Source organism: Paenibacillus nasutitermitis (genome assembly GCF_014641075.1).
GTDB classification, from domain to species: domain Bacteria; phylum Bacillota; class Bacilli; order Paenibacillales; family Paenibacillaceae; genus Paenibacillus_Z; species Paenibacillus_Z nasutitermitis.
The window spans coordinates 1,762,664-1,777,804 of record NZ_BMHP01000001.1 but is presented as its reverse complement, the minus strand read 5'-3'; the positions used below and the strand labels follow the sequence as shown (position 1 = coordinate 1,777,804).

The 15,141-nt window shown below is 48.2% G+C and carries 13 protein-coding genes; 1 reads left to right on the top strand and 12 read right to left on the bottom strand.

Translation table 11 applies throughout. From position 1 onward, the window contains the following. Positions 1–4: 4 nt before the first annotated feature. The 10 genes from IEY46_RS07565 to IEY46_RS07520 form a co-directional block, all read right to left on the bottom strand. Positions 5–1,042 carry an HD-GYP domain-containing protein gene (locus IEY46_RS07565; RefSeq protein WP_188990617.1) on the bottom strand — a complete coding sequence of 346 codons (1,038 nt, stop codon included), beginning with the start codon at positions 1,040–1,042 and terminating at the stop codon, positions 5–7. Between the two features lie 29 nt (positions 1,043–1,071). Next, positions 1,072–1,437, bottom strand: coding sequence for a response regulator (locus IEY46_RS07560; RefSeq protein ID WP_188990616.1), 366 nt, complete (start codon positions 1,435–1,437; stop codon positions 1,072–1,074). Between the two features lie 33 nt (positions 1,438–1,470). Then, positions 1,471–3,771, bottom strand: coding sequence for a PAS domain-containing hybrid sensor histidine kinase/response regulator (locus IEY46_RS07555; RefSeq protein ID WP_188990614.1), 2,301 nt, complete (start codon positions 3,769–3,771; stop codon positions 1,471–1,473). Between the two features lie 47 nt (positions 3,772–3,818). Further along, complete coding sequence (locus tag IEY46_RS07550) at positions 3,819–5,843, bottom strand: hybrid sensor histidine kinase/response regulator (protein ID WP_188990612.1); 2,025 nt, start codon at positions 5,841–5,843, stop codon at positions 3,819–3,821. Positions 5,844–6,212: 369 nt separating this feature from the next. Beyond that, complete coding sequence (gene murI, locus IEY46_RS07545) at positions 6,213–7,007, bottom strand: glutamate racemase (RefSeq protein WP_188990610.1); 795 nt, start codon at positions 7,005–7,007, stop codon at positions 6,213–6,215. A 290-nt stretch (positions 7,008–7,297) separates the two neighbouring features. After that, positions 7,298–7,951 carry a FusB/FusC family EF-G-binding protein gene (locus IEY46_RS07540; protein ID WP_188990608.1) on the bottom strand — a complete coding sequence of 218 codons (654 nt, stop codon included), beginning with the start codon at positions 7,949–7,951 and terminating at the stop codon, positions 7,298–7,300. Positions 7,952–8,385: 434 nt separating this feature from the next. Then, entirely contained in the window at positions 8,386–9,018 is a 633-nt protein-coding gene (locus IEY46_RS07535; protein ID WP_188990606.1) for a response regulator, read from the bottom strand. Further along, on the bottom strand, positions 9,015–10,085 hold the full coding sequence (locus IEY46_RS07530) for a HAMP domain-containing sensor histidine kinase (RefSeq protein WP_188990604.1): 1,071 nt from the start codon (positions 10,083–10,085) through the stop codon (positions 9,015–9,017). Before IEY46_RS07530 ends, IEY46_RS07535 begins: the two co-directional genes overlap by 4 nt. A 1-nt stretch (position 10,086) precedes the next feature. After that, the gene (gene liaF, locus IEY46_RS07525; RefSeq protein WP_188990602.1) at positions 10,087–10,782 is read right to left on the bottom strand and encodes a cell wall-active antibiotics response protein LiaF; all 696 of its coding nucleotides are present in this window, start codon (positions 10,780–10,782) and stop codon (positions 10,087–10,089) included. A gap of 16 nt (positions 10,783–10,798) precedes the next feature. Then, positions 10,799–11,773: a DUF4097 family beta strand repeat-containing protein gene (locus IEY46_RS07520; protein ID WP_188990601.1), complete on the bottom strand. Its 975-nt coding sequence runs from the start codon at positions 11,771–11,773 to the stop codon at positions 10,799–10,801. Between the two features lie 254 nt (positions 11,774–12,027). Between IEY46_RS07520 and IEY46_RS07515 the strand changes: the two genes are divergently transcribed. Next, on the top strand, positions 12,028–12,849 hold the full coding sequence (locus tag IEY46_RS07515) for a phosphatase PAP2 family protein (RefSeq protein WP_188990600.1): 822 nt from the start codon (positions 12,028–12,030) through the stop codon (positions 12,847–12,849). 137 nt (positions 12,850–12,986) lie between these two features. Here the strand turns inward: IEY46_RS07515 and IEY46_RS07510 are convergent, their stop codons facing one another. Next, positions 12,987–13,850 (bottom strand): helix-turn-helix domain-containing protein, encoded by an 864-nt coding sequence (locus IEY46_RS07510; protein WP_188990599.1) that lies wholly within the window; start codon positions 13,848–13,850, stop codon positions 12,987–12,989. A 452-nt stretch (positions 13,851–14,302) separates the two neighbouring features. After that, positions 14,303–15,079, bottom strand: a complete 777-nt coding sequence (locus tag IEY46_RS07505) for a phytanoyl-CoA dioxygenase family protein (RefSeq protein WP_188990598.1) — start codon at positions 15,077–15,079, stop codon at positions 14,303–14,305. Between the last annotated feature and the right edge of the window lie 62 nt (positions 15,080–15,141).

Below are 15,141 nucleotides of genomic sequence, written 5' to 3'. Positions count from 1 at the left end.
TTTACTAAAGGTTATTTGAATCCATTATACTAAGAAACGCATCGACAACCCGGGGATCGAAATGTATGCCTTTCTGCCGTTTTACTTCTTCGACCGCTTCAGCAGGAAGCCAAGCTTTTTTGTAAGGCCGTTCATGTGTCAAAGCATCATAAAAGTCGGCCAGTGCCACAACCCGCGCTTCGATCGGGATCTCTTCTTCTTTCAAGCCTTGCGGATAACCCGTGCCATCCCATTTCTCATGGTGGGACCTGGTAATTAATTCAGCCATTCTCAGTACGTCAAACGAACTTTCTTTCAATATATTGGCGCCGATGGTCGTATGTAATTTCATATGTTCAAATTCATCCGCCTCAAATCGTCCAGGCTTTAATAAAATATGATCCGGGATGCCTATTTTGCCAATATCGTGAAGAGGCGCAGCCATCCTGATCAGCTCGATTTGTTTTTCGGAAAGTCCTATCCGGCTTGCTATTAATCCGGACATTTGACCCACACGCTGCGTATGCATACCTGTGATATCGTCGCGAAACTCGGATGCTCGGCCTAGCACCTGCAAGGTCTCAAGCTTTGCTTGGTCCAACTGCTCCGTTCGTTCTCGAACACGTTCTTCGAGCATAGAATTGTGCTGCTGAAGCTGCTTATGCAGAAACCGGGTTTTCAATAAATTATTGATGCGCAGCACAACCTCCGTACGATCGTACGGCTTAGTTAAATAATCGTTTACTCCCGCGTGCAATCCTTCCTGCCTGGCCTTCGACGTATTATCCGCGGTCAACATCAGCACAGGTAAATAACTGTCCGGCCCCGTCTGATCACGGATCAGCTGCAAAGCCTGAATCCCGTCCATACCCGGCATATGCAGATCAAGCAGGATAATGTCCGGGTCGATCTCTTGCAGCAACTGATTGATGCGATGCGGATCCAATGTGCTGAAGATATGCATAAACCCCGCCCTGCTGAGAATTCGTTCCAATAAACTGATATTATATTCCTGATCGTCCACGATCAGAATTTTGGCTTGATTCGGAGTGAATTCTGCCATGTTAGTCCTCCGTTCAATGATGATTCCTCTCATTTCCCCAGCAACTCTTGCATTTTATGAAGCAACCGATCCAGAACAACCGGCTTCGTATCGAAATCATCGCAGCCGGCTTGAAAAGCTTTTTGATCATCTCCTGCCATGGCGTGAGCAGTAAGGGCAATAATGGGAATAACGCTCAGTTCAGCAGATTTTTTGAGCGTCCGTGTAGCTTCCCAACCATCCATCACAGGCAAGCTCATATCCATCAGAATCAGATCAGGGCGTTCCGTTTCAGCCAACTCCACACCTTGTAAACCATCATTAGCCGTTATGACCCGATAGCCTTTACGGATTAAGCGCCTGCTAAGCATGTCCCGATTCATTTCATTATCTTCCACCAGCAGAATCGTTTGCATCAAAGTTAAGCCCCTTTTACTTTTATGTGTGCGCTAAGTCAAGTAAGATTGAATTTTCTCAAGAAGGGTTTGAGGATCGTATGATCCTTTCCGGATGGTCTTTATGACAGAGCCGCTTAGCTTGGCGCGATCTTCCGATGTGATCGTCTTGGCCGTCAATACGATAATCGGTATCTCTCTCCAGGCTTCCTGTTTTCTTAGTTCCTCAATAAATTGAAAACCATCCATTTCCGGCATCATGAGATCCAGCAGGATCAGCGCTGGCGTCGTTTGGGACAGGCTGGCCAAAGCCAATATGCCATTCGCAGCTTCAACCACCTTATAACCTTCTTTGCGCAGCAGCCTTGCCACCAGTTCGCTTACGGATGCGTCATCTTCAATGACCAGAACTGTATGATCCTCGCGGTTTACAACATACTTATCCATGACCGATATGAGCTGGTCCCGCTGCACAGGCTTCACCAGAAATTCCGCCGCGCCAAGCGCATATCCCAGCTGCCTGTCGCTGGTCATGGACCAGATGACAACGGGAATATCCGCCAGCTCCGGATCGCTTTTGATTGCCGTCAATACACTCCACCCATCCATCCCGGGCATAAAAATATCCAGACAGATCACCTTGGGACGAAGCTTCTTGGCCATATGTAGTCCGTCCTGCCCATTTTCTGCAAACGCCAGAGTCCAGCCTGTTTTAATAAGATAACGCTCCATTAGCTCCCGATTGGAGGCTTCATCGTCAATCAGGAGAATATTGACCTGGCTTTCCTCATCCGTCGTTAGTTGACGTTCGCCAATCACAGAGGCGAGCGAATCCTTCAGCTCATCAGAGAATGTCGGCAGCCAGCAAGTAAAGGCGGTACCAGTGCCAAACTCACTCTCCACCATTATATCTCCGCCCATAATATGACTAAGCCGCTGACTTATCGCCAGGCCAAGTCCAGTTCCCCCATATTTCCTTGTTGTGGATGCATCTGCTTGGGTAAAAGGTTGAAACAGCTTCTCAAGCTGTTCCTGCGTCATCCCGATCCCCGTATCCCTGACAAGAAAGCTGTAACCGGGTCGATTATTCCTGGATTCCTTATAAACTTCAAACGCAATGAATCCATTCTCCGTAAACTTATTGGCATTGCTCAGCAAATTAATCAATATCTGACGGAGCTTCATGACATCGACGGTAATTTCCCCTTCTTCCTCGCAAAACGTTTGAAGCTGGTTGCCTTTGCCTTCAACGAGCGGCCGGATCGTTGTCATCACATCCTGAATAAGATCAGACAGTCTGCATGTATCCGGGAATAGCTCCATCTTGCCGGCCTCGATTTTGGAAATATCCAGAATATCATTGATCAGGGCAAGCAGATGGTTTCCGGCCTTGCTGATCTTTGATAAATCGTCTGCAAATGCCCCCTCACCCAGCTCCTCCGCTTCCTCCTGCAGCATCTCGCTATAGCCGATAATGGCATTCAGTGGAGTTCGCAGCTCATGGCTCATATTGGCCAGAAATTGGCTCTTGATCAAATTGGCTTTAATAGCTTCATCATGAGCTTTGGCCAATTGTTTGGTACGATCGGCCAAAGCGGCTTCCGCTATTACCCGGTCTGTAATATCCGTACGAATGGAGATAAACTGGCGGGGTTTTCCATCATCATGGAGAAAAGGAACAATCGTCGTATGCATCCAATACTCGCTGCCATCCTTGGCACGGTTCTTAACCTCGCCTTTCCAGACGAGTCCTTGCTTTATCGTCTCCCACATTTCCCGAAAGAAAGACTTAGGATGGAAACCGGAATTAATGACCCGATGTGTTTTGCCGATCAGTTCTGCCCGATCATATTTCGAGATTTCGCAAAACTTTTCATTGACGTAGGTAATGACTCCTCTATCATCGGTAATGGCAACGATTGAGGATGCGTCCAGCGCATTTTCGATATCACGCAAATTTTCCATCGTCTGATGCAGATACGCATCATCCGGCCTGTTCTTGATAAATTCTTTTCCAATAAACACATATTGATAGACTTCGCCGTTATCATTCACATTCGGAAATACGGTCAGATTCACCCCGTATTCGCTGCCATCCTTGGCCTGATTCTTCACCCCTCCATTCCATACATGACCCTGGGTCACCGTCTTCGAAATATCCTGAAAGTGCTCCATTGTATAATAGCTGGAGCAAACCGTTCTGTAATTAAACCCGGTCAATTCATCTTTTGCATACCCGGAGATTTTACAGAAATGATCATTTACAAATGTAATGATTCCTTTGCAATCCGTAACTAACACGAGGGATGATGCTTCCAACGCGGATAATGCATAACTTTCATCTTTGAGATCCATAGCCATCCTCTTCTCTTGTGAACATTCGTACTCTGTTGCGCTGCGGATCAAACAAACCCTGCGGGAAAATTCGGATGCGGATTCACAACATACTTATCTATAACTCCGATTAACTGATCTCTTTGTACCGGCTTCATCAGAAACTCTGCGGCTCCAAGCTTGTAACCCAGCTGTCTGTCGCTGGTTATCGACCAAATTACAACAGGTATATCCTTCAGCACAGGATCGTTTTTAAGGGCTGCGAGTACGCTCCAGCCGTCCATGCTGGGCATCAGGATATCCAGGCAGATGACCTTGGGAGACAGTTTCCTGGCCAGCCGCAGTCCTTCCAGACCGCTGTCGGCATAGGCCATTGTCCATTCCGTTTTGGCCAAATAACGTTCCATCAGCTCCCGATTAAAGGTTTCATCATCAATGAGAAGAATGCTGATCTGGCCGTTCTCTTCCGCGCCCTTTGAAGAGGCATCAATTCCAAGCGATAACAACGCCCTCTCGCCATCAGGAGGAGAAGCTGGCAGCCAGCAGGTGAAAATTGCGCCTTTTCCATACTCGCTTTCCACCTTGATATCTCCGCCCATTATCCGGCTGAATTGCTGGCTGATGGAAAGCCCGAGGCCAGTCCCCCCATACTTTCTTGTGGTGGATTCATCCGCTTGGGTAAAGGGCTGGAACAGCTTCTCCAGCTGCTCCGCCGTCATTCCGATCCCCGTATCCCCGACTCGGAAGCTGAACCCGGACCTAACACCCCTGGATTCCTTATAGGCTTCAAAGGTAATCAGGCCATTTTCCGTGAATTTGTTGGCATTGCTCAGCAAATTAAGCAGAATCTGCCGCAGTTTCGTCACATCTGTTGTGATTTCCCCGTCCTGATCCTGGATGATTCGAAGCTGATTCCCTTTTTCTTCAACCAGCGGACGAATTGTTGACATGACATCCTGGATCATGTCAGGCAAGCTGCATGTCTCAAGATGCAGCTCCATTTTGCCCGCTTCTATTTTGGAAATATCCAATATATCGTTGATCAAGGCAAGAAGATGATTTCCGGCTTTGTTGATTTTTGCCAGATCCTCCGCAAAGAAAGCCTCTCCGAGCTCGTCCGCTTCCTCATGCAGCATTTCGCTATAGCCGATAATCGCATTCAGCGGCGTTCGCAGCTCATGACTCATATTCGCCAGAAACTGGCTCTTGATCATGCTGGCCTGGATGGCTTCGTCATGGGCTTTTTCAAGCTGCAGCGTCCGAGTCGCCACCAGGTCTTCCAGATGTTCATTTAACTGCCGCAGTTCCTGATTAATCTTATAAATCTCATCGGACTTTTGCTGAATTTCCGAGTCCTTGCGGGTAAAGCGTCTGGATATATAAATGCCGACAAGGGAAAGCGCAAGCGTAATCAACGTCCCCGTTGAAATAAAGTAGGCCAGCCACTGATGGTTCAAGATCATGCCTGAGGATTCTCCGGGCATACTCCTCATTTGAAACCGGGCCCCCATCATTCCGGTGTAATGCATGCCGGCAATTGCGGCACCCATGATCAAAGCGCTTCCCAGCTTCATCCATTCCGTGATTCGCCCCGAGTCCTTGCGGAAATAAATTGCTAACCATAAAGCGGATATAGAAGCAGCAACCGCTATGCCGATAGAGAGCACGAAATAAAAGGGATCATAGGAGATACCTACCTGCATGGCCGACATTCCAATATAATGCATGGCCGAAATGCCCACGGCAAGCAGCACGCCTCCGGCCAGAATATGCCGTATTCCGGGTTGACGTCGTCCTACCATTTGCAGCGCGACATATGATCCGGCAAATGCGGCCAAAACAGAGAGAAGCACAATTGTCAAATCATAGCTTACCGGCTCCGATAAGGTAAAGGCGAGCATACCTACAAAATGCATCGACCAGATCCCCATGCCCATGGAAAAAGTACCAAACAGCAGCCAGTACCAACGGTTTCTTCCGCTGGTAATGCCGGTTCGCTCAACCATACCCAGAACCGTATAGGAAGCCACTACTGCAACGATGTAAGAAATCGCAACCAGTACAACGTCATGAGATCCATGAAGATGATTCACTCCAATCCCCCTCTAATCATTTCAATCGAATTATATGCAAGACATTTTTCTGTTTTATGGCTGTTCAGAGATATTGGGGAGAATCCCCTACTAGGATTTTCGGCATATTTGGATAGGGAATGAATAGTTATATTCGGAACCTGCAAATTAAACGTCCGCTCCAAGAGGTGTGAAATAAATAGTCCCGCGTCCGCCAAATGGCTCCTGATCGTAATACTACCTAATTGGGAAGCTTATCCATTGATTGTACTACAATATGCTTGTGTGCTAACACAAGTTTCTTGTCTATGAGAACATAGAAAAAAAGCTTGATTGCTCAAGCTTTTACTTTTCAACGAAAGCCAGCTATTTTCGCGCAAACCGTTCATTCTAATACATTTGACCTGTTATGCTTTCACGGGTCCGGAGAAGGGACAGCGCCTTGTACATCTTGTCCATATAAGCGGGTTCGCCGCCGGTACACATAAAACGGACATTTCCGCTTCCGCTCGATTGTACGACACCATATCTGTTCAGCATCGCCGACAGCCGCTTCACTGTTCCGATATTGCCATCGACAATCTGAATATGCGCAGGCAGAATCTCGCGAAGAATATCTTTATAAAAAGGATAGTGCGTACAGCCAAGCACGACAATTCCATAGTTATCCAAATCATAGCCGGCTAGCTTCGTATGAAAATAATCTTCCATGATCCGTTTATCGAACTGCAAGGCCTCACAGTAGTTCACGAGTTCCGGGAGCGGCAGCGAATCTACGATGCCCTCTTCATCAACACGGGCAACAAGCGCATAATATTTGGGCAGCTGGAGCGTTAGCGGAGTAGCAAAGACAAGTGCCCTTTTTCCGGTTGCACGGTTCATTTCCACGGCAGGCTTGACCGCAGGCTCCATCCCGATAATAGGAAGAGAATATATTTCTCTTAACTCAGCTACTGCAATGCTGGTCGCCGTATTGCAAGCGATAACAAGCGCATCAATGCCCTCCTCAACCATCTTCCCGATCGTCTCGAGGATATATCTTCTAACATCTTCCTTGCTTTTGGTTCCATAGGGAACGTGAAGCGTATCCGCCATATAAAGATAATCTTCAGTGGGAAGCCTTCTGAGGGATTCTTCCAGTACTGTAAGTCCGCCGATACCCGAGTCGAAAAACCCAATTGTCACGTCTCATCCATTCCTTACATATGAAGTCATCTCAATTATTCTCAAGTCTTACCAGCAGCCTCAACATGCTGCCCGTTCAAACCTACTCCTAGCATAATACGCCAAGTAAACTTCGGCAAGAACTCTCTGCTAAACAAATAGAATTCTAATTTATTTCAGCTCTTTCAATCTCTGACGTTCAGCTGGAATTGATTTCCATTATTTGTTAAGCCACCGCTAAAAAGCCATTGAATCTATAAAAAAAGATTCAATGGCCCGGAGATTTGCTTGAAGCATGGCGACAAACATGCTTACCCTGTAACAGCTTCCATAAATTTCTCTAAAGCTGAAAGATCCGTCACATTCTTGTTACATTCCATACTGTTCATACACAAGTAATTGCCAATGGCTTTGTAATAATCGGGTGATGATTTGGCCGGTCTTTTCGTGGCTACCGCAGAGAAAAACACAAGCTCTTCATGTCTGTTGCACAAGAAACAGTAGCTTTTCTTGTTGGATGGTATGAAACGGCCTTCTACACCCATAATAAGTCCATTCATCTCGTGAACCAAAAACATTTTATTGGTCGAAATATCAAGCCAGCTCAGATAGGTTGTGTGCCTATGGCTTACTGCTGACAGATCCGGAATCTTAAGTTTCTTGTTTTTGGGGAACAGCTTCTGAATCTGCTTGGCCGTAACCGTAGGGAATTCAACCACATACGGCTGCAATTGGCCAAGATACCGGTCGAATTCATCGGCAGTGTCCAATCCGGAAATTCCCTTTAACAATTGCTGCTGATGAGCGTCTGCAAGCGGGAACCGTCCCATAATATTGGATTCCGTGCTGTAACGGACGGATTCCAGCACTTTGGGATCAACAGCCGTTCGGAGTGTCTGCTTCAGAAAAGCTGCTTGTTTCTTAATAAAATTATAGTCATGGTTTCTAATAAACGGTTTAATCATAACGGTTCAGCTCCTTATTTTTTGTAAATATGCAATAAGGTGCAGAAGCCCGTTATTAGAAACGATATTCATTTGTATGGGCGATTAGTTTGTCCTACCGCACCTCACGCAAAGTATCGCCCTTTAACAGGCTCTGCATGAGATTTGCCAATCCGGCAATCGCGAATTGCCATTTGTACCAACCCCTCGTTTCAAGGATACCTTCATTATACTAAAAAAATCATCATTTTCTCAACCTTTTGCTATTCGCGAAACAGGTCGGGATGACCGAAGACCAGCCGAACCAGAATCGAAGACAAACATCTGTCATAAGCGAAAAAAGAATTCATCTCTGGCTGAGTTTGCTCGCAGCCCGATGAATTCCATTCCTGATGGGGGTCTTAATTATACATGCTGATCCAGATCCTCGAGGCAAGCCGGATTTTTCTGAATGATCAGATGGGTCCGTTCCGGTGTACGTAAACAGCAGCTTGAGTGCGGTCGTCCACTTCCAGCTTGGCGAAAATATTTGTAATATGCGTTTTGACGGTCTTGACGGCAATAACCAGCTCCGCAGCGATTTCATGATTGGTTTTTCCCTTGGCAATGAGGCTCAGCACTTCGATTTCTCTTGATGTCAGAGCTTTATAGGGAAGGTCCTGGGGCGCGCGGCGCATTCTGGAAAGGACCTTGCCCGTCACCTCTGCCTCCAATACCGAGTCTCCCCTGCCCGCTGCACGGATGGCAGACGCAATTTCACGGGCTCTGGATGTCTTAAGCAAATAACTGAGCGCTCCCGCTTCAATGACCGGATATACCTTGTCATCATCCATGAAGCTTGTCAATACAATAACCTGCGGTGCATCAGGCATCTCGCATATTAGCCTGGTTGCCTCCACGCCGCCCATCCCTGCCATGACCAGATCCATGACAACCACATCCGGTTTAAGCTCACCGGCAAGCCTGACGCCCTCTTCGCCGCTCGCCGCTTCGCCGACAACTTCAATGTCGGCTTGAATGTCCAGATAACCGGCCAAGCCCATCCGGACCATCTCATGATCATCCACAAGCAGCACTTTAATAGTCATGATCGCCTCTCCTCACCGTGGTCGATAATGGGTACTTTTACTTCCAGCTGTGTCCCTTTCCCAGGAAAAGAAACAATCGTTGCCACACCTCCGATTTCATGGGCGCGCTCCTGAACCGTTTTCAAACCGAAGGAAGACGATTTCACTGCGTTCGCATCAAAACCAATACCGTTATCGGTTATTTTGAGATGAATTTGTTTATTGTAGAAGCCAAGCTTCACGGATAGCGAGTCGGCTTGCGAGTGTCGGAGAACATTGGACAACCCTTCCTGGGTAATACGGAATAAATGGTCTTCTACGCCCTTCGGCAGCCCTTCGACGGGTTCGATCTCCGAGCGGATATCCAACGACTGCTTGTCTGCAATTTCCTCCACCAGCTCCTGGAGACCTTCCTTCAATGATTTGCCCTCCAATGTCGCAGGACGCAGCTGCCTGAGCAGCGCGCGCATCTCATTCTGCGCATTCCCCGCGAGTTTATCGACCATCGTAATTTGTTTCCTTGCTTTCCCGGCATTCAAGTCCGGACTTTCCGTAAGGGTTGACGTCATCATCGAGATGGCAAACAGCTGCTGGCTGACCGCATCGTGCAGCTCGCGCGCAAGTCTTTGCCGCTCTTCCAGTATGGCAGATTTCTTGAGCTGCTCTCCCATCTCGGCCTTTTCCGTCGATAGTTTCTGGAGAGCGGCGATCTGGCGCTGAATATGCCCGGCCATCTCATTCAGCCTGCTTGCCATCAAACCAATCTCATCCTCTTCTCCTTTGCGCAAAACAACGCGGTGGACGAAATTGCCCCTCTCAAATATAGTGATCGTTTCCATGAGACGGTCCAGCCTTTTTTTCAGTACGCTGCCGTAAGTCCATCCGCATACAGCCCCGACGCCTGCCGCTGCGGCCGATAATATCAGAATCAACGGGATGTTTTTCTTCTGGACCACCCATAATATCAGGAAATCCAGCTTATAAAAAAAGACAATTGCGCATGCGGCTCCCGCAAAAAGCAGCAGAGCAATGACAATCCCGGCGATCGTAAGCTTCCATCTGATGCTGACCATTCTATGCATGTTCATCTTATAAATACCTCACCGTTACATCGCCGATTACACTCGTCAGGACAACGCGCACTTTTCTTCCGGCTTGCGTATAGTCCGCAGTTTCCGTACGGAACCGGAATTCCACTCTTTCTCGGGTAAGCCCGGGAATATCCAAAGAACCATAGAACATATTCACCTCAACCCGGGCTGAAAGATCGTAAGGGAGATAAACAGCCACATTCCCGGCTATTCGGTCCACAACGACGGTCCGCTCTCCTTCTGCAGCGATCGCCTGAGACAGATCGATATGAACATCGCCGAGGCCAAACGGAACGGATAAATCCTCAATCTCCACAGGGCGGATCATCACATCGCCGAAACGCTCTCGCAAGGAAACGCGACCTATTCGTACTCGCATTCCTGTATCTGGTTTTTTTTGCAGAAAGGATCGTTTATCCGCGAGCAGTATATAACCCGTATAGCTGAGAGCTGCGCCCGCCAGCACGCCCGGCAGATAAAGCTGCAGCCCTTCGGAAAGCATAATCAGCATTACCGTCCAAGGGATAATGGCGATCCATCTCAGCCGGGAGCGAAAACAGGACACCAGGAATCCGATACCGAGCCAGACCAGCGGATCATAATACCCATAACCTGTGCCGGAAATGATTAAATAGATAGTGGTGCCGGCTGCGGCCAAACCGGTAAACGGATTTCTCAACACCTTTTTTATCATCCCGGATCCTTCTTTCTTATGGAGTGGAATCAACATTCAAATTGCCCGACAGCAAACGGACCCGTAATGGAATTTTGCCCGTTCCGCTGGCAGCTTCCAATTTCCGGCGCTCTTGAGTGTCTATTGTATCGAAAGGATAAACTGCCCTGATGCGTCCGTCTTCGGTTGCCGCATCCAGCCGGAAATCCGCCGGCAGGGGTAGCAGAAAATTGACATTGCCGCTGATAATATGAATATCAAACGCCCCCCCGGCCCTATCAAGCTGGGCATTTATTTCTCCGCTCGTTATTTCCGCCTTCAGCCCGCCCTCGTAATGATCCAGATTGATCTGGCCCGCAGTCAGCTTCACCCTTCCGTCGCCGTTCGAGAAATTTGAAACGTTCAATTTTCCCGTTTCCATGGAGATATCATAATCGCCCGAATATTTGTCCAGGTCGATTTTACCCGAAATGAGCTCAAACTCGGAGCTGCCTGCTTCAACCTGTTCTCCTGAGAACTTGGCTGCCGCACCGTTGAAGAGGAGCCGCTCTGCATGGGTATCCATTACCTTCACGTTACCCAAATGGATGGTGAGCGCCAATTCCCGGAGGGTCATCCGTCCTTCCTCCGAACCGCCATAAACATCGATATTACCTTCATCAGCTTCAGCCATCAAGACCTGTTTATAAAAGCTAGGGAGGTAGATGTCCAAAGTACACCCTCGCGGCAGGAGTCCCCAAGATTTGTCCTCCACCTGCAGATCGATACGCTCTTCGGAATGGTTTACATTCAATGAGCCGTTGCCGCTAAGCGTCACCTTGATCTCGTCCAGATCGTCAACCGATGTAATGCGGATATCGGCTTGAGATGCCGACACCGAGATGGTCTGCACCGTATCCGGGATGGCAAACCTTTGTTCCTGCCCTTTCCACGTCTGCGGCAATTGCGGAAAGGAAAGCCCCATCAGAACAAGACCGCCCATCAGGAGCAGCGCACCGATTATTTTTTTCAATTCACAGCCCCCCTTGCAGCAATACCCAATCATCCCATTTTAACAATAAATATCCTGATCCCCTACGTACCTGGAACCGGTTGTGGCTAAGACCAAGGTCTTAGTTGGTCTGACCCGCTGCCCCCGGCAAAGTCTTAGCTTATTTACATCCCGGGGACGTTACAAAAAAATTTACAATGCCTTAATCTGGATCTATCAGCAGAACAGCATATGAAACACGGGTAAGAATGAAAATTTGAAATGGAGTGACTTCTATGTACACGATGTGGAAACTGTTATTGAACCGTTTGCCGGCGCTAAGCCTGCTTTTGTCCATCCCGCTGCTCAGCGTCGCCTATATTTATTTGAACCAAAGCCGCGGCGAGGAGACCTTCAGCCTGGTAACAGATTTGGATGAACAAATCCCTTTTCTAAAACTGTTTATTGTGCCTTATTTAGGCTGGTTTGTTTTTATTTTTGTTTGTTTTGTCTATCTTGCCTTCAAGAACAAGCAGCTGTATAGACATACACTGCTTCGCTTTAATATCGGTCTGACCGTATGTTATCTGGTGTACGCCGTCTACCAGACGCATGTGCCGCGTCCTGAATTTGCCGTCCATGACTTGTTCGACCGGCTTGTCCAATATGTGTACAGCATGGATGAGCCTTTCAATTGTTTTCCGAGCACGCATGTACTGACCTCGTACTGTATGATGAAAGCATTTATTTCATCGCAGGCTATCAACCGCTACATCCGTCTTGGGGTATCATGCATGTCCATACTGATTATCGCCTCGACCTTATTTGTCAAGCAGCACGTGCTGCTTGACATAGCCGGCGCCATTGCGGTAGTGGAAGCCGTTTATTGGGCTGGCTCCCTGATTCAAAGGCGTGCCGGGGCGTCAGATAAGCGTAACCGCGAAGTCGTCTCCACGTTCGTCATCGCTTCTTTCCTGCTTATGGGTGTAAGCTCCAATGCCAAAACAACACCGCTGGCTGCTGAGAACATCGAAGAGGAAAATGAGAGAACCAAGCTGCCGATTGTTAATGACTGCTGCATGGATCTGAATGAGAAGATGGGGTCCGTTCCCCTCTGACCTTGGACAGGGTTGTGAATGAAACAAATAAATAGCGGTCACCGATTTCAGCACAACAGCAGGCTGCCGGAGCAGTCTGCTGTTATAATCTCCACTTGCGGTCAGGCTTTCTTGCCACACTGTGCTCCGTACCGCGGTCAACTGTCTATTTCGCTCACCACTTCACGCTTATTCCCGAACACGAGCTTCTCAAGCAGAGACTGGGAAAGAAAAGGCGCTAATCCGGCCAGATGCTCGGGACGCAGGCCGCTTATCCCCCGGCTCACAATCAGCATCTCGAGATCGGACTGGTCCAGGAACGGTGCCAGTCCCATAATATTTTCCGGCTCCATCTTACCCTCAACTACCCGTTGAACCATTATGGACAAGGTCTCTCTGGACAAAAAAGGGACAAGTCCGGATATCGCGTCCCAGCTCAGGCTTTCCTCCTCGGCATGATTAACCAGCCGTTCCAGTGCCTCATGACCAAGAAAAGGAGCGATGCTTTTTATTCGGTCCATCTCGATTTCACCATCGATGACTTGCTCAACCAGCTTCTCCAGCACATCCCGTCCAAGAAAGGGAGCCAGCGCTTCTACATTGTCCCAATGGACCTCGTCCTCGACCTGTTCAACCATCGATTGCAGCGCATCCCAGGAAAGGAATGGAGCAAGACTGCTGACATGATCGAAAGTCAGCCGATTTTCCTCTTGAAGCGTGTCTTCGGCGCTGACCTGCAGAGTATTCTGGTCTACGCGATACATGGCGGCAGCTGCCGGCGTTCCGATTGGAGTCTTCAGAACAGGAGCAGGAATACGTTCTCCGCTCAGCAGCTCATCAACCGTCAGTTCCAATACTTTGGCAGTAAGCGGGAGCAGACCGATATCCGGCAGGGATTCGCCGCGTTCCCATTTGGAAACGGCTTGGTGGCTCACATTAAGAAGCTGGGCGAGTTCTGCCTGTGTCAAATTTTTGCTTTTTCGCAGTTCCGATATAAAGGCTCCGATTTTTCGTACATCCATCCTACATTCCTCCTGCTTAATGGTTGGCAGAATCGGCCGATTTGCGTAAAACCAACGTATCACAGCTCATCTGCAAAACCAATCATCAGTTGGTTGAGACGGGTACATTTACTCCATTCAACCACCGGTTGCATGAAGCAGATTATCGGCCGGACTGCCCGGATATAGCGTTGTTATGCAGAATTTCTCCAACTATCCGGCCCAGCACCTGAGGTTGATGAACATGATTGTACATCCCTAGGAAAGCGCTGGTCGCCTGCATTCACTGTTTAATAAGTGAGCCTGCAAGTTTTAAGGATCTGTCCGTATTATTTTACAATAATCCGAGGCTGAATATCAGAGAATTTTTAGAAGACTGCTGCAAGGAGCTAGTCTGCGAGCGATCCTCATAGAAAGAAAAAAAAACAATCACGACCCGCAGGAGTCATGATTGTATATGGAGGTTGAGGAATCTAGCAGAGCTCCCGAGGGACAAAAGAGTTGTAAACCGCTTTTCCATCTTTTGCGATCAGCGGGCCGTTTCTAAAGATACTGTCATTGGTTGGATTCTTCGCACCATCGACAGAATACTGGATCACATATGCTTTACGGGTCGCTTGGCTGCGGTTGGGGGTGCTGCGGTGAAACAGCAGGGAATGAAATACGACCATGCTCCCTTTCTTTAACTCGACCGGTTCCCCTTCAATATCGCCGTAATAACAGATCCAGCCAAGATCCGTTTTAATATGCGGCACAAACCCTTTCTTATGCGTACCGGGCTGGATCCAGATACAGCCGTTCTCAAGATTCGAGTCTTCAAGCGCCAGCCAGCAGGTCACATAATGAATCGGTTCGGTCGGGACATACCCATTGTCCTGATGCCAGGGGAAATCCTTATCCGCTTCAGGCCTTTTGTATACGGACTGATCCCAATACAGCTTTGTATCGGGTCCTAGAAGGGTCGTAGTAATGTCCACAAACCTCTGGTCCGCAGTGAAACGCTGCAGCTCCGGCCGGCGAAAATTAATATTGGCATTAAAATTGATTTTGCCGGAAACATTGATAAAGTCCTGTCCTTTCTTCCGCAAAGCCTTCTCGGACTCTTCGTCAAGCTCATCGATGATGTCGCGTATCCCATCTATTTCCTGTTCATTAAATAAATCGTTGAAAATGATGTATCCAAGCTCCTCATATTGCTTCAGCTGCTCATCGGTGATGCTGACGGTTTTGCCCGGTTTTGCCGTTGCCATTTGCGCGCCGCTCCTTTGCCTTCTGGTGGAATAATTTCATATCCTCATTATCCACCCCCGAT